Origin of the sequence: Pseudarthrobacter sp. C4D7, assembly GCF_013359725.1 — a bacterium.
Classification (GTDB): Bacteria; Actinomycetota; Actinomycetes; order Actinomycetales; family Micrococcaceae; genus Arthrobacter.
In genome coordinates this window covers 331,383-350,271 of sequence record NZ_JABFMW010000002.1, presented here as the reverse complement: position 1 = coordinate 350,271, position 18,889 = coordinate 331,383, and the positions used below count along the sequence as shown (strand labels likewise).

The 18,889-nt window shown below is 66.6% G+C and carries 16 protein-coding genes; 6 read left to right on the top strand and 10 right to left on the bottom strand.

Annotated features, from left to right (window positions below):
- The first annotated feature begins 149 nt into the window (after nucleotides 1-149).
- The 3 genes from HNO81_RS03420 to HNO81_RS03410 are packed head-to-tail and all read left to right on the top strand — an operon-like array spanning nucleotide 150 to nucleotide 4,818.
- Nucleotides 150-1,172: a 3-oxoacyl-ACP synthase III gene (locus HNO81_RS03420; protein WP_175316710.1), complete on the top strand. Its 1,023-nt coding sequence runs from the start codon at nucleotides 150-152 to the stop codon at nucleotides 1,170-1,172.
- Nucleotides 1,166-3,826 (top strand): alpha/beta fold hydrolase, encoded by a 2,661-nt coding sequence (locus HNO81_RS03415; RefSeq protein WP_175316709.1) that lies wholly within the window; start codon nucleotides 1,166-1,168, stop codon nucleotides 3,824-3,826. Before HNO81_RS03420 ends, HNO81_RS03415 begins: the two co-directional genes overlap by 7 nt.
- A complete protein-coding gene (locus tag HNO81_RS03410; RefSeq protein WP_175316708.1) occupies nucleotides 3,823-4,818 on the top strand; it encodes an NAD(P)-dependent oxidoreductase in 996 nt (331 codons plus the stop codon). The genes HNO81_RS03415 and HNO81_RS03410 overlap by 4 nt, the downstream gene beginning before the upstream one ends.
- Nucleotides 4,819-4,971: 153 nt before the next feature.
- On the opposite strand, the gene HNO81_RS20285 is transcribed toward HNO81_RS03410, so the two are convergent.
- Nucleotides 4,972-5,094 carry a hypothetical protein gene (locus HNO81_RS20285; protein WP_256398412.1) on the bottom strand — a complete coding sequence of 41 codons (123 nt, stop codon included), beginning with the start codon at nucleotides 5,092-5,094 and terminating at the stop codon, nucleotides 4,972-4,974.
- A gap of 92 nt (nucleotides 5,095-5,186) precedes the next feature.
- On the opposite strand from HNO81_RS20285, the gene HNO81_RS03405 reads away from it, so the two are divergent.
- Nucleotides 5,187-9,956: a DUF4082 domain-containing protein gene (locus tag HNO81_RS03405; RefSeq protein WP_175316707.1), complete on the top strand. Its 4,770-nt coding sequence runs from the start codon at nucleotides 5,187-5,189 to the stop codon at nucleotides 9,954-9,956.
- Nucleotides 9,957-9,970: 14 nt separating this feature from the next.
- Here HNO81_RS03405 and HNO81_RS03400 read toward each other — a convergent pair whose 3' ends face one another.
- The 8 genes from HNO81_RS03400 to coaD all read right to left on the bottom strand — a co-directional run bounded on the left by HNO81_RS03400 (nucleotide 9,971) and on the right by coaD (nucleotide 16,151).
- Nucleotides 9,971-11,014 carry a hypothetical protein gene (locus tag HNO81_RS03400; RefSeq protein ID WP_175316706.1) on the bottom strand — a complete coding sequence of 348 codons (1,044 nt, stop codon included), beginning with the start codon at nucleotides 11,012-11,014 and terminating at the stop codon, nucleotides 9,971-9,973.
- Between the two features lie 9 nt (nucleotides 11,015-11,023).
- A complete protein-coding gene (locus tag HNO81_RS03395; protein ID WP_175316705.1) occupies nucleotides 11,024-12,286 on the bottom strand; it encodes an MFS transporter in 1,263 nt (420 codons plus the stop codon).
- A 2-nt stretch (nucleotides 12,287-12,288) separates the two neighbouring features.
- Nucleotides 12,289-12,924, bottom strand: a complete 636-nt coding sequence (locus tag HNO81_RS03390; RefSeq protein WP_175316704.1) for a hypothetical protein — start codon at nucleotides 12,922-12,924, stop codon at nucleotides 12,289-12,291.
- Between the two features lie 118 nt (nucleotides 12,925-13,042).
- A complete protein-coding gene (gene mutM / locus HNO81_RS03385) occupies nucleotides 13,043-14,008 on the bottom strand; it encodes a bifunctional DNA-formamidopyrimidine glycosylase/DNA-(apurinic or apyrimidinic site) lyase (RefSeq protein ID WP_175316703.1) in 966 nt (321 codons plus the stop codon).
- A gap of 6 nt (nucleotides 14,009-14,014) precedes the next feature.
- A complete protein-coding gene (gene rnc, locus HNO81_RS03380; protein ID WP_175316702.1) occupies nucleotides 14,015-14,743 on the bottom strand; it encodes a ribonuclease III in 729 nt (242 codons plus the stop codon).
- Between the two features lie 20 nt (nucleotides 14,744-14,763).
- On the bottom strand, nucleotides 14,764-14,967 hold the full coding sequence (gene rpmF, locus HNO81_RS03375) for a 50S ribosomal protein L32 (RefSeq protein ID WP_009356569.1): 204 nt from the start codon (nucleotides 14,965-14,967) through the stop codon (nucleotides 14,764-14,766).
- A gap of 36 nt (nucleotides 14,968-15,003) precedes the next feature.
- The gene (locus HNO81_RS03370) at nucleotides 15,004-15,528 is read right to left on the bottom strand and encodes a DUF177 domain-containing protein (RefSeq protein WP_175316761.1); all 525 of its coding nucleotides are present in this window, start codon (nucleotides 15,526-15,528) and stop codon (nucleotides 15,004-15,006) included.
- 122 nt (nucleotides 15,529-15,650) lie between these two features.
- The gene (gene coaD / locus HNO81_RS03365) at nucleotides 15,651-16,151 is read right to left on the bottom strand and encodes a pantetheine-phosphate adenylyltransferase (RefSeq protein ID WP_175316701.1); all 501 of its coding nucleotides are present in this window, start codon (nucleotides 16,149-16,151) and stop codon (nucleotides 15,651-15,653) included.
- Between the two features lie 43 nt (nucleotides 16,152-16,194).
- Between coaD and HNO81_RS03360 the strand changes: the two genes are divergently transcribed.
- Nucleotides 16,195-17,424, top strand: coding sequence for an aminotransferase class I/II-fold pyridoxal phosphate-dependent enzyme (locus HNO81_RS03360; protein WP_175316700.1), 1,230 nt, complete (start codon nucleotides 16,195-16,197; stop codon nucleotides 17,422-17,424).
- On the top strand, nucleotides 17,424-18,212 hold the full coding sequence (locus tag HNO81_RS03355; protein ID WP_175316699.1) for a spermidine synthase: 789 nt from the start codon (nucleotides 17,424-17,426) through the stop codon (nucleotides 18,210-18,212). The genes HNO81_RS03360 and HNO81_RS03355 overlap by 1 nt, the downstream gene beginning before the upstream one ends.
- Here HNO81_RS03355 and rsmD read toward each other — a convergent pair.
- Complete coding sequence (gene rsmD, locus HNO81_RS03350) at nucleotides 18,209-18,859, bottom strand: 16S rRNA (guanine(966)-N(2))-methyltransferase RsmD (RefSeq protein ID WP_175316698.1); 651 nt, start codon at nucleotides 18,857-18,859, stop codon at nucleotides 18,209-18,211. The two genes, HNO81_RS03355 and rsmD, sit on opposite strands and share 4 nt — an antisense overlap.
- Nucleotides 18,860-18,889: the final 30 nt, after the last annotated feature.

Genomic DNA, 18,889 nt, shown 5'->3' with positions numbered 1-18,889 from the left:
CCCGGCAGCAGCACCCGGACACCGGCGCGGGCGGGACGGGTGGATATGCATGTTCCGGCCCGGCAAAGGCATAGTTAAGCTCTTGAGCCTGCGCAGAAGTGGGTACAGTCACCGCAGGACTGCGGGACGAAAATGAAGAGGGGCTTGAATTGGCAGGTAATGCAACCTTCCGCCACAGCAACACCGCGCTGCTCTCGGTGAGCAGCGTCGAGGCTCCCAGGATTGTGAGCTCCACGGACTTTGACCACCGGCTGGCATCAACCCTGCAGCGCCTCAAATTTCCGCCGCGACTGCTGGAGCGTGTGGCGGGAATCACCCACCGCCGCTGGTGGGCCCCCGGCACGTCGTTCGACGATGCCGCGGTGGAAGCCGGCGCCAAGGCCCTCGCTGAAGCCGGCATCGAAGCGTCCGATGTCGGACTGCTGATCAACACCTCGGTGACCCGGCGCAACCTTGAGCCCTCCGTGGCGGTGAAGATCCACCACAGCCTCAGCCTGCCGTCGTCGGCCATGAACTTCGACCTCGCCAACGCCTGCCTGGGCTTCGTGAACGCCCTCACCCTGGCAGCCAACATGATCGACTCCGGCCAGATAAAGTACGCCGTCATTGTCAACGGCGAGGATGCCCAGCTGACCCAGGAGGCCACCCTGGCACGGCTGCAGCGGCCCGAGACAACGCGCGAGGACTTCAACCGGGAGTTCGCCACGCTGACCTTGGGATCCGGGGCCGCCGCCGCCGTCCTGGGGCCCGCCGACGAGCACCCGGGCGCACACCGGGTGGTGGGCGGCGTGATGCGCGCCGGCACCGAGCACCACGAGCTGTGCGTGGGCGGCATTGACGGCATGACCACTGACACAAAAGGTCTGCTCGACGGCGGCCTCCGGCTCGTCGTCGACGCATGGCATGAAGCCCAACCCGAATGGGACTGGGCCGCGATGGACCGCTACGTCACCCACCAGGTCAGCAACGCCTATACCCAGGCCATCATCGATGCGATCGACCTGGACCCGGACAAGGTGCCCATCACGTTCCCGCACTGGGGCAACGTGGGACCGGCGTCGCTTCCCATGACGCTCGCCGCCGAGGCGCAGTCGCTGGGAAGCGGCGACAGGGTCCTGTGCATGGGCGTCGGTTCCGGCTTGAACACCGCAATGCTGGAAATCGTTTGGTGATCGTCGACTGGCCGGGCGTCAACGCCGAGTGGTCGCGCGAAATCGATGTGCCTTCCACCTCAGGCGTTGACGCACCCGGCACGGTGCGCCGCTGGCACCTGCTGGACAACGGGGAAGAACTGGCCCGCCGCGGCCTGGTTCCACGGGGGACCCTGCTGTGCGTGCACGGCAACCCCACATGGTCCTACCTGTGGCGCAGCCTGCTGGCCGCGGGATCGGATCCCGCCCATCCGTGGCGGGTGGTGGCCGTGGACCAGCTGGACATGGGGTTCTCCGAGCGCACCGGGAGCTTCCGCCGCCTGGCGGACAGGATCAATGATCTCGGCGATCTGATTGACGCGCTGGACCTGGCGGGTCCGGTGGTGTCCGTGGGCCACGACTGGGGCGGGGTGGTCAGCCTGGGCTGGGCGCTGGCCCACCGTGACCGGCTCGCCGGCGTCGTCCTAACCAACACCGCGGTCCACCAGCCGGCAGGCTCCAGCATCCCTGCGGCACTGCGCCTGGCACTGCATCCGGCCGTGCACCGGTGGGGAACCACCACCACCGGCACCTTCCTGCGGGTGACGCACTCCCTGGCACACCCTGCGCTGCCCGCCGATATCCGGAACGCTTATATGGCTCCATACCGCGGAGCGTCCCGGCGTGCCGGGGTCGGAAATTTCGTAGCCGACATTCCCGTGGACGCATCCCATCCCAGCTTCGCCGCGCTCACCGGTGTAGCGGAAGGCCTGCGCAGCCTTGAGGTACCTGCCCTGATGCTGTGGGGCCCGCGGGATCCGATCTTCTCCGACCGCTACCTCAAGGACCTCCTCACCCGGCTTCCGCACGCCGACGTCCACCGTTACGAGGGCGCCGGACACCTGGTGGCCGAGGACCGGGACATCGCCACCCCCGTCTTCGACTGGCTGGCCACCAACGTCACACGGGCCGGGGACAGCGCTGTTGCCAAGAGCTCTCCGGCCGCCGGTGACGGCTTCACACCGCTGTGGGCGCGCCTCACGGAGCTGGCCGCCGGACCGGACGCCGGCGGGCGCGCCGTCGTGGAAATGGCACCGGACGGCACGGTGGCCCGTTCCCTCACCTGGCAGCAGCTGGAAGAGAGCGTTAACCGCCTTGCTGCCGGACTCCGGAAGACCGGGGTAGGAACGGGCAGCCGCGTGAGCCTGATGGTTCCACCCGGCGTGGACCTGACCGTTGCCCTGTATGCCTGCCTTCGGCTGGGAGCTGTGGTGGTCGTGGCCGACGCCGGCCTGGGCACCCAAGGCCTTAGCAGGGCGGTCAAGGGAGCCACACCCGATGTCCTGATCGGAATTGACAAGGCCCTGGCCGCCGCCCGGGCCCTGGGCTGGGCCGCCAGGCGCATCAGCGTGCGCGACCTCCCGGCCGGGCAACGCCGGCTCCTCGGGGTGGAGACCTCGCTCGCCGCCCTGGCCAGGACAGGCGCAGGGAACGCCGGCGCGGCTCCTTCCTTCACCCCGGCCGCCGGCTCCCCCGCCGCAGTACTTTTCACGTCCGGCTCCACCGGGCCAGCCAAGGGCGTGCAGTACACCCACGGGCAGCTTGCCGCCATGCGGGACACCGTGGCCGGAACTTTCGGCATCAAGCCCGGCGACAGGCTGGTGGCCGGTTTCGCACCGTTCGCACTGCTGGGACCAGCTCTGGGTGCCGTGTCCGTCACACCGGCCATGGATGTCACCGCGCCCCGCACCCTGACCGCGCACGCCCTCGCTGCCGCGGCCGCGGCCATCGACGCCACGGTGGTCTTCGCCTCCCCGGCCGCCCTGCGCAATGTCGTTGCCTCCCAGGCAGGCCTCACCCCGGAGGGCGCGGCCGCGCTCAAGCGGGTCGACCTGCTGCTCTCCGCCGGCGCTCCCGTTCCCGAACCGCTCCTTGACGAGGTGCAGCGCCTGCTGCCCGCCGCCTCGCTGCATACCCCCTATGGCATGACCGAGGCCTTGCCTGTCACCGACATCAGCCTGGAACAGATCAAGGCCGCCGCTGCCGATGCCGGCTCCGGAACAGTACCGGGGGCCGGCAACGGCGTCTGCGTAGGCCGCCCGGTCCACGGCGCCCGCATCGCCGTCATTCCGTTGGCGGCGGACGGTACCGCCCCCGGAACGGAGCCCGTCACCGATGCGGGAGTTACCGGCGAAATCCTGGTCAGCGCGCCGCACGTCAAGGACGGGTACGACAGGCTTTGGCTTACGGACCAGGCCAGCGCAGGACCGGCCGGCTGGCACCGTACCGGCGATGTGGGCCATTTCGACGCCGAGGGCCGCCTGTGGGTGGAGGGGCGGCTGGCGCACATCATCACGGCGCCCGGCGCGGTGGTCACTCCGGTGGGAGCCGAACGGGCCATCGAAACCCTGGACTCCGTCAGCATGGCAGCCATCGTCGGCGTGGGGCCGGCCGGCACCCAGGCCATCGCCGCCGTCGTCGAAACCCTTCCGCCGGTCCGCAAGGCAGGCCCGGCGAGCCCCGGACTCGCAGGAAAGGTGCGGCAGGCCGCACTGGCGGCTGGGGTGTCCGTGTCTGCGGTCCTGGTTGTCCCTGCCCAACCCACCGATATCCGCCACAACGCAAAGATCGACAGGTCCCGGTTGTCCCGCTGGGCATCGTCCGTCCTGGCCGGCGGACGTCCGGGGAAGCCATGAAAGTCCTGGTTACCGGCGCGAGCGGCCTGCTGGGGCGTGAGGTGGCAGGCCTGCTGGTACGCAGAGGCCACGAGGTCAGCACGTTCCAGCGGCGTCCGTCCGGGGTCGACGGCGCGGCGGACCGGTGCGGTTCGCTCACCGATGATGCCGCGGTGGCCGCCGCGGTCCAGGGCGCGGAAGCCATCATCCACCTTGCCGCCAAAGTGTCCTTCACCGGCAGTGCCGGGGAGTTCGAGGCCATAAATGTGCAGGGCACCCGCCGGCTGATCCTCGCAGCCCGCGAAGCAGGTGTCCGGGACCTGGTCTTTGTGTCCTCGCCCTCGGTGGCCAATTCGGGTGCCGCCATTGCAGGCCTTGGAGCGGAGCCGGCCGATCCGGAGCGCGCCCACGGCGACTACGCCCGCACCAAGGCCCAGGCCGAACTGCAGGCACTTGCCGCGGACGGCCCGGACTTCCGCGGGGCAGCAGTGCGGCCCCACGTGGTGTGGGGGCCCGGTGACACCCAACTGGTGGAGCGGGTGCTGGCACGGGCGGCACGGAACCGGCTGCCGCTGCTGGACGCCGGCGCCGCGCTCATCGACACCACCTATGTGGACAACGCTGCGGCCGGGATTGTGGCTGCGCTGGACCGGATGGGTTTCATCCACGGCCGGGCTTTGGTTGTCACCAACGGTGAACCGCGGCCGGTGGGCGAACTGATCGCCGGCATCTGCGCCGCGGGCGGCGTGCCCGCGCCGTCGTGGTCCGTGCCTGGAACCCTGGCCCGGGCCGCGGGAATGGTGGTGGAAAAGGCCTGGCCCAGGCTCGGCCAGCAGGACGAACCGCCCATGACCCGGTTCCTCGCCGAGCAGCTGTCCACCGCCCACTGGTTCGACCAGCGGGAAACGCAACGCCTCCTGGACTGGACTCCCGCCGTCTCGATCGATGAAGGCCTTGAACGGCTGGCGGAATACTACGGTCGGGGAACAGTGCGGGCCGTTTCCGGGCGCTGAAGCGCCAGGAAGTCCGCTCCGGTTGTACCGGCCACCACCATGCGCATGCGGCATGTCCCGGCCGATCATGCCAGGTCAGCGCCCTGTGGATTCCCACACACCTGCCCGAAATGGTTTCCGTTTCCCGTTGCCGCGTCCCGTCCGCCCCTAGACTCACGCATACAAGGCTGCCTGCCCGGTGGCGTTGGTGGTCCCAAAGGTCTCCGTACCGGTTCCGCCAATGCCTGACCATCCCGGGGCGACAGCCCCGATGATGAGCTCCTGACGCTGGGACAACTGAATATCTTGGTTTGGCCGCCCCGGGGGTGCGGCTTCCGGCAAGGACGCCATGTCCCGCCGGTACCTACGCTTCAATCCAGGAGTTCACAATGCCCGCATCGAAGGTGCACTATCGGCCGGTCCTGCAAAGGTCTGCTGCCACGCTGGTACTCGCTCTTCTTACAGCGTTGCTTCCCGCATTTGTGCCCCTTGGCGTCCTCCAGGCAGCCAATGCCGCGGACCCCTGCGCGCCGCTGCTCAACCCCATCGCCTGTGAGAATTCCAGGCCCGGCAGCCCGGCCTCAGAGTGGGACGTTGACGGCGCAGGGGATGGAACCCTGCAGGGCTTTTCGACGGACATCAGCGTGAACGCGGGCCAGCCGCTGCAGTTCAAAATTGATACCACCGCCAGCAACTACACCATCGCGGTCTACCGCACCGGGTGGTACCAGGGTCTCGGCGCCAGGAAAGTCGCGGACGTGGTCCCCTCGGCATTCCGGCAGGCCCAGCCCCAGTGCACCTCGGATGTGGCCACCGGACTGTACGACTGCGGCACCTGGGCAGTCTCCGCCACTTGGCAGGTACCGTCAACAGCCGTCTCCGGCGTCTACATCGCCGTCCTCAACCGTGCGGACACCGGAGGGCGCAGCCACATCACGTTCATCGTCCGCAACGACAGCAGCCGATCCCCTGTGGTTTTCCAGACCTCCGACCCGACCTGGCAGGCGTACAACACCTACGGTGGTTCCGACTTCTACGAAGGCGGGGCCAACGGGCGGGCGTACAAGATCAGCTACAACCGGCCCGTAAACACCCGCAGCGGACCGGACGGGCGCGACTTCTACTTCAGTAATGAGTACCCGCTGGTGCGGTTCCTGGAAAAGAATGGCTACGACGTCTCCTACATCAGCGGGGTGGACACGGACCGCAGCGGCCCACTGCTGCTCAACCACAAAGTCTTTCTCTCCGTAGGCCATGACGAGTATTGGTCCGGCGCCCAGCGCGCCAATGTGGAGGCCGCCCGGGATGCCGGCGTCAATCTGCAGTTCCTCTCCGGCAATGAGGCCTACTGGCGTACGCGGTACGAACCGTCGAACGCGGACGGGGCCGCGTACCGCACCCTGGTTTCCTATAAGGAAACGTGGTCGAACGCCAAAATCGATCCGAGCACGGAATGGACCGGTACGTGGCGCGATCCACGCTATGCCGCTCCCGCCAACGGTGCAGGGCGGCCGGAAAACGGCCTCACCGGCACGATGTACATGTCCAACTTCACCGACCTGCCGGTCACCGTGAGTGCAGCGGAGGGAAAGTCCCGGCTCTGGCGCAACACGTCCCTTGCTTCGCTCCCGGCAGGAGGTTCCGCCCAGCTTGCGCCCCACACTGTGGGCTACGAATCGAATGAGGATGTGGACAACGGCTTCAGGCCGGCGGGGCTGGTCCGGCTTTCCACAACGACCGGAAGCGTGGACCAGTACCTGCAGGACTTCGGGAACACGGTGAAGCCCGGCACCACCACGCACAGCGTCACGTTATACAAGGCGGCCAGCGGGGCCCTGGTGTTCTCTGCCGGCAGCGTGCAGTGGACCTGGGGGCTGGACCAGCAGCACGACGGCCCCGGCGCCGTACCGGACTCCCGGATGCAGCAGGCACAGGTCAATCTCCTGGCGGATATGGGAGCCCAGCCCGCCTCCCTTGACGCATCATTGACGACGGCGAGCGCCAGCACTGATACGGCAGGACCGGTCGTCTCCATTACCGCCCCGGCGGACGGAACCACCATCGCACACGGATCCTCCGTGACGGTGTCAGGAACCGCCACCGATTCCGGCGGCATTGTGGCCGGCGTCGAAGTATCCACGGACGGCGGCAAGACCTGGCGTCCGGCCCAGGGAAAGCAGAACTGGACGTACACCTACATCCAAAAGGGCCTGTCCACCGCGGGAATCCGGGTCCGCGCCATCGACGACAGCGCGAACGCCGGTGCCGCCGCCAGCATCACCATCCCGTTGAGCGGACCGTACACCGTCTTTGGCCAGCAGGTCCCCACGGTGGAGGACGGCCAGGACGGCGGAGCCTACGAACTCGGCATGAAGTTCACCCCCGCCACTGACGGGTTCATCACCGGGGTGCGCTTCTACAAGAGCACGTCCAACACCGGAAGCCACGTGGGGTCGCTGTGGAGTGCCGATGGCCAACGGCTCGCGAGCGCTGCGTTCGCGTCCGAGACCGCATCGGGCTGGCAGAAGGTCCTCTTCACCCAGCCGGTGGCCGTCACGGCGGGGACGACGTACACCGTCTCCTACACGGACCCGAAAGGACACTACGCGGTCAAGGACTACCAGTGGGCGTACTTCGGCTTCAGCGATCCGCCCATGACGGTCGCAGGAGGATTCGGCAGCCCGGCAGCAGGCGTCTACGGCAGCCCTGACACCTTCCCATCCGCCACCTACGGCAACGGAAATTACTTCGTGGACGCCGTCTTCGACACCACGGACAACACCCCCCTGACCGCTTCGGGCCAATGGCCGCTGCCGGGATCCTCAAGCGTCCCCCAGTCAACCACCGTGGGTGCGGTATTCTCCAAGCCCGTGACGGCCTCCAGCGTGCAGCTCACCCTCACAGCCGCGAACGGGACCCAGGCAGCAGGCTCAACGGTGTACGACTCCGTAACCCGCAAGGCAACCTTCACGCCGTCGGCTCCCTTGGCGCTGGCGACGACGTACACCGCCGTCCTCTCGGCAACGGCTTCCACCGGCGGGGCGCTGACGGCCGGAGGAACGTGGTCGTTCACGACAGTCGTCTCTCCACCGGCCCCCGGCACCTGCCCCTGCAGTTTCTACGACGACTCGGTCCAGCCAGGTCTTCCGGAAGTCAAGGACGGCACCCCGCTGACCCTGGGAGTGCGTTTCTCAAGCACTGCCGAAGGCACGGTGACCGGCGTGCGGTTCTACAAGTCGGGCGGCAACTCCGGAACCCATACCGGAACCCTGTTCTCGGCGTCGGGCAGCACCCTCGCGACAGTGACCTTCGCCAATGAATCCACGTCCGGATGGCAGACCGCCTACTTCAACCAGCCTGTGCCCATGACCGCGAACACCGAGTACGTCATGGCGTACAAGAGCACCACCGGCACGTATTCGGCCACGGTCAATGGGTTCGGGTCCGGGCTGTCGTCGGGCAACCTCAGGGCCGTGTCCGATGCCGGGGCCTACTCGTACTCCAGTGACTTCCCGGGCAACCGGTCGACGACGAGTTACCTGGTGGACGTCGTGGTCCAGTACGCTGATCCACCGTTCACCGCCACCGGCCAGACACCGCTGCCCGGTTCGACAAGTGTTCCCCTGGACACCATGGTCTCGGCGGCGTTCTCCAAGCCGGCCTCCGCCTCGACGGTCACACTGGTCCTCACCGGGCCGGATGGTGCACCAGTACCGGGGGCCACGGTTTTCAACTCCACGGCCGGGAAAGTGACGTTCACACCATCCGCTCCCCTGAACCCGTCCTCAACCTACACAGCAACCGTCACTGCCACGTCCAGCACAGGACAGCAGCTCAGCGCCGGAGGCAGCTGGACCTTCACCACGGTCCCGCCGCCCCGGGTTGAGGGCACATGCCCCTGCACGCTGTACCAGGACACGGTGACGCCTACCGTCCTTGAGGTCAAAGACGGCGTACCGCTGACACTGGGAGTGCGGTTTGCCAGTTCAAGCGCCGGCAGCATCACCGGTGTCCGCTTCTACAAAGCCGCGGGAAACACCGGAACCCATACCGGGGCACTGTTCACTGCAGCGGGGCAGCAGCTGGCGGGCGTCACGTTCTCCGGTGAATCCACCGCCGGGTGGCAGACCGCAACCTTCAGCCAGCCCGTTGCCATAGCCGCCGACACTGAATACATAGCCGCCTACAAGTCCCCCACCGGCACCTACTCCTACACCCAGGGCGGATTCTCCACCGGCTTCACCAGCGGCCCGCTGCGCACCACGCAGGGCTCGGGCGGATACTCGTACAGCGCTGACTTCCCGGGGAACTCATCCAGTAACAGCTACCTGGTGGACGTGGTGTTCACCGGCACGGCGCCTCCACCAGCACCAACACCGCTGACGGTGAGCTCGTTCGCGCCCGCCGCGAACGCCACAGGGGTGGCAGTGGACACCAAGCCCTCGCTGACGTTGTCAGCGGCAGTGCAGCCGGGCTCGGCTTTGGCGCTCTCCGCCGGCGGAACCAGCATCGCGGGCAGTTCTGCATTGTCCGCGGACGGACGGACCATCACGTTCAGCCCGGCGCAGCTTCTTCCGGCGGGAACTGCCATCGCGGCGAGCGCCAACAATGTGGTGTCCACGGACGGTGCCGTCCTCCCACCAACCTCCTGGCAGTTCACCACCGCGAAAGCGCCTCCACCCAGCCAGACACTCTTTTCCAGCCTGGTGCCCAAGGTGGCGACGTCGACGGAAACGCGGGCCATCGATCTGGGTACTGCGTTCCGCACAACTGCCCCCGGGGTGGTGACTGCCCTGCGCTTCTACAAGGGGCCAAACAACAAGGGCGTCCACACGGGTGCCCTGTGGGATCCGGCCGGCGTCAAAGTGGCAGGCGTAACTTTCACCAACGAAACAGCCAGCGGATGGCAGACAGCCGTCCTTTCAACGCCCGTCAGGCTCACAGTGGGATCAACGTACGTGGTGTCCTACAACGCTCCGGCGGGCAAGTACTCGTACACCAGCAACTTCTTCACAAAGGACTGGACCAGTGGGGTGCTGGTTGCCCCGGCCGCCAAGAACGGCCTGTTCAGGTATGGGACGGGAACGGCTGTGCCGAACAGGACATCGGCCGCCACGAATTACTTTGTCGACGTTGTCTTCGCACCCGATCCCGCCTGAAGTCCCTCCGGGGATCAGCGGATCACCGAGGGCGACCAGGCATGTTCGATGAACACGGCCGGGGTGGACCCGGGAGCGACGGCGATCTGCCAGATGTCGCTGTCCCCCGGCTCCCCGGGCCGCGGAAGTCCATAGAGCAGGGTGTTGTTATCGAGCCACTCCACCTGGTCGTCGACGCTTGCTGCTTCCTGGAGGACAGTCTCGCCGCCATCGGCCAGATCCAGGACGGCAATATTCCAATGGGGATCGAGAGGTCCGGCGGCATTTTTCTTGTAGGCCAGGCGCGAACCGTCGGGGGAAAGGGACGGGCACTCTGCCCCGTCATACACGGCCGTCAGGGTGCGGCCCGACACGCTGCCCTTGACCAGCCAGATGCGGCCACTGGATGCCGCCGTGGCATAGAAGGCATCCGCCTGGCCAGGGACGAATGTCACCCCCCAGATGTTGCGGTCCTCGGCCGTGATCCGTTCGCCGTTTACCAACAGGACGAACCCCTCCAGGCTCCCCAATTCGCCGCCGTCCTTGACGGACGTGATGGTGGTTTCGGTGGAAAACCCTGCACCGGCGTAGGAATGGCCGGTGACGAAAACTGTGGTGGCGACGGCGGTTCCGGTGTTGTCCATCCTGGCGCGGCTGGGAATTCCGCGCAGCGGCCACTTGGCCTGTTGCTGCCAGGTGCGGTCATACACCGACGCTTCAAAGCGTGTCACCACGCCCCGCTGGGTCCGCAGGCAGATCACTGAGGTCCGGGAGCCGTAGGTCCGGTCGCAGTCCACGCCGCTGACCGAACGGGCGCCACTGGGGTCGGAGAGGGAAACCGTGGCGGCTTGGCCGTAGGCCTGGCCTGAAGCAGTATTCCGGAAGAGCACGAATGGTTCTGCCGGCAGGGACGGGCCTCCCGGGGCGAGGGTGGCTTCGGAGGCTGCCGCACGGTCGTCCTGAAAACGCTGGACGGCCTGGACGGCGAAGATTCCGGCACCCGCGAGGGCAATGGCCGCAACAAGCAGCAGTATGGCCCACCGGCCTTTGTTGCCGGTGGGCCTGGCACGAAGGGTCATGCATGCACCCTAGCTGTTTTTGGGACCGCGAAGGAGCAATGGCGAACCCAGCACTGCCAGGGCCAGCAGGCCTCCGACCAGGACAAGCGCAGTGGTGGGACCCACCGCGAACCACAGGACGCCGAACCCGGCCGAGGCAGCCATCCGGCTCACTGCCACCACCGTCTGGGCTGCGCTGATGCCCGTAGCCAGATGTTCGGGAGTAACCAGTTGGCTGGCCAGTGCGGTCAGGACCCCGTCAGTCGAAGCATAGAAGATACCGAGGAGGACCAGGCACCCCGCGACGGCGCATGCACCGGTGAACGGAAGGGACGCCAGCAAGTAACACCCCACAAGGGCCAGGTGGCCGCCGATGAACACTTTCGTCCTTCCCCATCGGTCAGCAAGCCGCCCCAGCGGGATGGCCAGTAACAGGAAGACGGCATTTGTTCCCACATAAAGCATGGGGAACCACTGCAGTTCAAGTGAATTGCGGTTCTGGAGGGCCAGGTAGATGAATCCATCACCGACCGTGAGCAGGCCAAGCACTCCCGCCGTGAGCAAAAGGCGGCCGAGTGCGCTGTGGTGCAGCCTGGCCCAACGGATACCGGGTGCAGGCTTCACCTTCCTGTCTTCGGCGACGGGCTGCTTCCTTACTGCCCGCTGGTCTGGAACGAACAGCGCCAGGGCCGCCACCCCAATCACGGCAAAAGCCAGGGAGACAACAAAGACGGTGGAATACCCGGAAGGTATCAACAGGAGGATGGCGGACGCCAGCAGGGGACCGAGGGCGGCGCCGATAGTGTCGAGCATCCGGTGGACCCCAAAATGCCGTGCCAGGTGTTCGGGCTGGGCGTTGACGGTGATCAGGGCGTCCCGTGGGGCTGTCCGGATCCCCTTGCCGATCCTGTCAGCTGCCATGGTGCCGGTGAGGGCCCAGAATCCGCCGGCAAAAAGCAGCGCCAGCCTTGCAGTGGCGGACAGGCCGTAGCCGGCCAGGGCAACCTGTTTGGGCCGGCCCGCGCGGTCCGAAAGCCAGCCGGCTGCCATCCGCACCAAGGATCCCGCCCCCTGGTTGATACCGTCCAGGACGCCGAAGGCGATCACCGAAAGGCCGAGGTATCCCGTGAGGTACAGGGGAAGTACGGCGGCCACGGACTCCGAGGAAACGTCGGTGAACAGGCTTACGATTCCCAACCACACGATGGTGGGGGCCAGCCGGAAGGGAACAGAAGTGCGCGCCAGCGCTGTGCCGCCTTGGCCGCCATTGCGGTCCGAGACGGAAATATACATTCCTACTTGCCCGGGCCGGTGTGGAACCTGCCGAGCAGGCTGAAGCGGGTGGCGCCGGTTCCTGTCACTGCGGCGGAAACACTGATCTGGTCTTTGCCCCGGACCAGGACGATGCTCTGGCCGGTGGGTGCAACGTCGCTCCGGAATCCCACCTTGAGCAGGCTCTGCTGGAAGTGGGCCAGGGCCTGCTCCGGAGTCAACGGCGTAATGCCCTCAGCTGTGAACTCCATGGCCCCCTCCCCCGGACTCACGGCGGTGAAAACCGGGACGGTCTTGTCCGGGAAGGACACAATAGTGGAGGGGAACCCACGGACCACCGAATTCCTCGCCGAGGCCGCCGCCGGGAGTGCTCCCCGGATCAGCGGAGCCGGAGCAGCGGGGAGCGGCAGGGCACGCGGCGGTGCCTGGACCGGAGGAAGGACTTCCGGTGGCCGCGGCCCACGGTCCGAACCGGGTTGCGCAGGCAGGGACGCCTGGGGCCGGGCGGGTGCGGCAAGGGCGGCGAACTGCGTGGATGCAGGCATGGCCACCGAGGCGTTCACAGGCTCGGCCACAGCCTGGTTCAGCAGCAGGGCGACGCCGGCCAGCGCGACGGCGGCACTTGCCCCCGTCATGCACAACCGTTTCAGAACCGTCATGAGGGCCACCTTGTGCTGGTCAATTGAACCACGGGCTTCATAAACCCAGTGTTCCAGCGGATTCCACATTCAGGAACCGCAGAATCCGCAGATTCAGGACGACTCAGCAGGTGCCTGGCTACCAGCGGCCGTTACGGGGCCGTGGCTGGCAGACCGGGCACGTGTGTGAGGACCGGTTCATGAACTGGTCGCGGCGGATCACGGCGTGGATGCCTGCCTCGGCGCAGCGCCTGCACGGCTCGCCCTGGCGGCCGTAGGCGTTGAGGGACCGGTCGAAGTACCCTGAGGCGCCGTTGACGTTGACGTACAGAGAGTCAAAGCTCGTTCCCCCTGCTGCCAGGGCATCAAGCATCACCTCGCGGGCGCTGTCCAGGACGCGCTGGGCCTCGCCCCTGCGGAGGGTGTCTGTTGCCCGGGCGAAATGCAGGCGGGCACGCCAGAGTGCTTCGTCGGCGTAGATGTTGCCGATGCCCGACACCAGCCCCTGGTCCAGGAGCGCCCTCTTCAGTCCGGTCCTTCTCTTGCGCAGGCGCTGGTAGAAGAGGTCGAAGGAAAACGAGGGGTCAAGGGGATCACGGGCAATATGGGCTGCTTCAGCAGCGATCAGCGGCAGGGGGGATTCGGCAAGGCCACCGGGGCCGCCGTCGTCCGTGGGTACCAGCGCCGTGACGAACAGGCCGCCGAAAATCCGCTGGTCCACGAACCGCAGCTGGTCCGGCATGCCCGGGCGCGGGCTGAGGCGCAAGCGGACCTTGAGGTGCTTTTCGTCAGGGACGCCGGAATCCTGCATGAGCAGCTGACCGCTCATGCCAAGGTGGGCCATGAGTGCCACGTCCGGGACCGGACCACCTTGCTGGTTGTCCGGCCTCGGTGCGTTGTCCGTCAGCGGCATCCAGAGGAATTTGCCGCGGCGCACCACGTCGGACACGGTGGCGCCTTCGAGGTTTCCGATGAAATCCGCCGTGCCGAGGGCGTGGCGGCGGATGGAGCGGGGATCCAGGACGTCAACGGTGGTGATGGTCCTGCCGCGGACCCAATTGACCAGGCCGCGGCGCACCACTTCGACCTCGGGCAGTTCAGGCACGGGACACTACTTGGCGGTGACGGAGTCCGTGGCGGCAGCGGCGGCGTTCCGGGACTCCGCCTGGGAAAGCACGCGCCAGGCGTCCGCAGCAGCTTCCTGCTCCGCTTCCTTCTTGGAGTGTCCGGAGCCCTTGCCGTAAGCCGTTCCGCCGATATTCAGGACCGCGGTGAACGTACGGGCGTGGTCCGGCCCGGAGCCGTCCACTGCGTAGTGGATAGTGCCCAGCTGCCGGCTGGCCGCCAGTTCCTGGATGCTGGTCTTCCAGTCGGTGCCGGCACCCAGGACGGCGGCGTCCTTCAGCATCGGTCCGATGAGCCGCATGACCAGCTGGCGCGCGGTCTCAATGTCGTTGGAGACATAGGTTGCCCCGATCAGGGCCTCCATGGTGTCAGCGAGGATGGACGCTTTGTTTTTACCGTGGGTGAGCTTTTCGCCCTGGCCCAGGTAGATGAACTCGCCAATGCCCAGGCTGCGTCCAATGCCGGCCAGGGCCCGGGTGCTGACGACGGCGGACCGGCGCTTGGCGAGTTCGCCTTCGGGCAGGTCCGGGTTGTCCCGGAAAAGGGCATCGGTAACGGAGAATCCCAGGATGGAGTCGCCCAGGAACTCGAGCCGCTCATTGGTGGGAATGCCACCGTTCTCGTAGGCGTACGAACGGTGGGTAAGCGCAAGACGAAGCGTCCCGGCGTCAATAGTGACACCGAGACGCTTCAGAAGCTCTTCAGTTGAAGACATCATTCAGCCTGCGGGGCCGATTAGACGTCAGCGACCTTGCGGCCCTTGTACTCAAGGAACAGCGCGGTGCCAGCAGAGTCGGTAACGACCTTTGCCTGGTGCGGCAGGCTGTAGGTGACCTGGCCGTTCTCAACGGTCTTCACCAGGTGGGGGGCGGTCGCCTTCCACTGCGAGCGGCGGGCGCGGGTATTCGAGCGAGACATTTTCCGCTTGGGAACAGCCACGGCTAACTCATTTCTCTCTAGACAAACACGTACAAATCAATTTTGCCGGTCAGGCTTAGCCATATCAGCTAGGGCAGCCCAGCGAGGATCCAGGACCTCGTGGTGGTGCCCCGGCTCGTCTTCCAGGCGAGCTCCGCATTCGGAGCAAAGGCCCTGGCAGTCTTCCCGGCACACCGGCTGGAACGGCAGATTGGTGACAACCGCGTCCCGCAACACCGGTTCAAGATCGATTACATCGTGCTCGACTCGACGTTGCTCTTCATCTTCTTCTCCGTCCGAGAACTGAGTGCCCTCGTAGAAGAAAAGTTCTTGCACATTGACCTCGAGGTCATACGCAAGGGGATCCAGGCATCGGCCGCACTCGCCGGTTACTTCGGCGATAACGGTACCTGATACCAGAATTCCTTCGTGTACGGCCTCAAGCCTCAGGTCCAGCTCGACATCCGAGCCTTCCTGAACACCAATGAGCGCCACACCAAGATCACCCGGTGCGGGTACATGTTCCGTCAGTGTCCGCATGCTTCCCGGGCTGCGCCCGAGGTCCTTGACGTCGAACGCCAGGGGCGAACCAGCATCTCTGTTAATGAGAACTCCTGTTGAACATATGACCGACGTACCATCCTAGCCTGAAGAGCCATGCTGACTCAAACCGGCAACGGGCAGCGCCGAAGTACCCATCCAGCCTACCGCCTTGGCAGCTGATCCGGCGAAGGCTCGCCGGTGACCATGCGCCGGTGCACCGACCGGGGCACATAGTCCGAGACGCGGCCGCCCAGTGCCGCAACCTCCTTGATCAGGGTGGAGGACAGATGGACGTAGCTGGCTTCGGCCGGGAGGAAGACCGTCTCCACCCCACTAAGCTGGCGGTTCATGGTGGCCATGGGGAGTTCGTAGTCAAAGTCCGACGACGACCGGAGCCCTTTGACGATGGCGGACACGCCCCGCTGGCGGCAGTACTCCGCCAGGAGACCCTCACCCACGGGTTCCACCACGATGCCCTTGAGCGAGGCCAGCGTTTCGCGGGCCATCTCCAGCCGCTCCTCCAGGCTGAACATGTACTTCTTCGCATAGTTGGTGGAGATGGCCACGATGACTTCGTCGAAAAGACCGGCAGCCCGGGCAATAACCTCGAGATGGCCGTTGTGGATGGGGTCGAAGGATCCGGGGCACACAGCGCGTCTCATGCTCCGAACCTACCCCATGGAAAGGCCGGGATACCATGACTGGATGCATCCAGCACGGGAACTTTCCACGCCCATGCCACCTGCTCCCTGGCAGCGCACCGCGCTGGGAGCGAACCTCCTGGCACCGGACGGCCGCCTGGGCGTCACCATCTTCGAGGAGATGACCACGCTGGCCGTCCAGACGGGCGCCATCAACCTGGGACAAGGCTTCCCCGATGAGGATGGGCCGGCCGAAATCCGCGACGCCGCGCGGGCGGCCATCGCTGCCGGTGCCAACCAGTACGCACCGGGCAAGGGCATCCCGGAGCTGCGCGAGGCAGTGGCTGCGCACCAGGAACGGTTTTACGGGCTGGCGCGGGATCCGGCGACGGAAGTCATCATCACCACGGGGGCAACCGAAGCGATCGCCGCCGCCCTGCTGGCTTTCGTTGGACCTGGCGACGAGGTCCTCACGTTCGAACCGTTCTACGACTCCTACGGTGCGGTGATCGGGCTTTCCGGCGCCACCCACACCACGGTTCCCCTGCTGGCCCCGGACTTCATGCCGGACCTGGCCGCGCTGGAGGCGGCCTTCAGCCAGCGGACCCGGGTGGTGCTGCTGAACAATCCCCACAATCCCACGGGCGCGGTTTTCGCGCCCGCAGTGCTGCAGCGTGTGGTGGACCTCGCGGTCAAGCACGGCAGCATCATCATTACCGACGAGGTCTATGAGCACCTGACCTTCGGTGTGGCCCATACTCCCGTGGCCACCCTTCCGGGCGCCGCGGACCGGACCATCACCATTTCCTCAGCGGGCAAAACGTTTTCCCTCACCGGCTGGAAGGTCGGCTGGCTCAGCGGGCCCGCGGAACTGGTCGCCGCGGTCCGCACCGTAAAGCAGTTCCTCACCTACAGCTCGGGTACTCCGTTCCAGGCGGCGATCGCCACCGGACTGGCACTGCCTGATGCCTTCTACACCGGCGTCGCGTCCGCACTGGAGCGGAAACGGGACATCCTCAGTGCAGGGCTCCGGGCCGCCGGCTTTGACGTCTTCACGCCGCGGGGAACCTATTTCGTCAATGTCGACACCGCTCCGTTGGGTGTCACCGATGCCGTGGACCTTGCCCGCCGGCTGCCGTCACTCGTGGGAGTGGCGGCGATCCCCGTCCCTGTTTTCTGCCACCCCGAAGGCGCGGAACGGACCCGAAGCCTGCTCAGGTTCGCCTTCTGCAAGAAGACGGAGGTCCTTGAGGAGGCCGCCGATCGGCTGGCGACCCTGGGCGGCAGGCTGTGATGGCCGGCGGCGGCAGCACTTCCGCGAGCCGGTTCCTGCGGACCACGGGCCAGCATGCCACGATCGAGCCGGACGCATTCACTGCCGGCGGATACGTGCTCAGCATCGGCGGAGCCGAACAGTCACACGTCAACGTTGACCGGCCGGAGGAGATTTTTTACGAGTACCTCCGCAGGATCGGACACCTTGTGGATCTTGCCGCCCCGTCCGGGGAACCGATCAAGGCGCTGCACCTGGGAGCAGGAGCATTGACGCTGGCCAGGTACATCCAGGCCACCCGCCCCGGCTCGGTCCAATCCGCGGTGGAGCTGGAACGCGAACTGCTGGATTTCGTGCTGCGGCACCTTCCCATGCCCGACGGAACAAACCTGACTACTGTCATTGGCGACGCCCGTGAAGCCCTCGGTGCACTTGACCCCGGCCTCACGTTCGACGTCATAATCCTGGACATCTTCTCCGGGCCGGAGGCGCCGGCCCATATTGCCACCGGCGGATTCTACCGTGAAGCCGGCGAGCGCCTGGGGCCGGAGGGGATCCTGATCGTCAACGTGGGCGACGAGCCGGCGCTCACCCTCGTCAGGAGCCAGGTGGCGGCGATGCGCGGGGCGATGGCCGGGGTGGGCGCAGTCGCAGAAGCCGGCATGTTTGACGGCAGGTACCCGGGCAACATCATCCTGGCGGGCACCCGGGGGCCCTGGCCGGAATCCTGGACAGCTGAGCTGACGGCGCGGGGCCCCCACCCCGCAAGGGTCCTGGCCGGGGTGGACCTGGACCCCTACTCGGACTAAGCCTCCGCGGAAGGTTCGCCGGCGCCGAGGGGTCCGGGCCCGGTGTCCTCGGCCAGGTCCCCAGGGGCAATGGCATCCGGCACGAAGGGTTCGGCGAACCACAACCGGGTTTCGCCGTACTTTTTTTCGGCGAATTTCGTCATTCCGCCAGGCCATCCGGGCTCCGGGGACCGGGAAGAACGTTCCACCACCACAACGGCTCCCGGCGCCAGATGTGCGGACAGTTTCTCCAGCACTGCTGACAATCCGGCTTCCTCCAGCGGGTACGGCGGATCGAGGAAGACCAGGTCCCAGGCGGCGTTGACGCCGGCGCGGTCCAGGAACGGCTCCACCCTGGAGCGGTGGACGGTTACGGCCTTGCGGCCCAGCACGCCGTTGATGAGGTCGGCGTTTCGCTGGCACACACCGCTGGCCTTGGCGTCGCACTCGACAAGGTCCACAGCCAGGGCGCCCCTGCTGCCGCTCTCCACGCCCAGGGCACCTGACCCGGCATAGAGGTCCAGCACCCGGGCGCCGTTGAGAACGTCAAAGGCGTCGAGACGGGAGAACAGCGCTTCCTTGACCCGGTCCGTGGTGGGCCTCGTCAAGGACCCCGGGACAGCGGCAAGGGGTGTGCCGCCGGCGGCCCCGGAAATAATCCGCGTCATGCCGGCCACCGCAGCGGGGCTGCGCCTTCG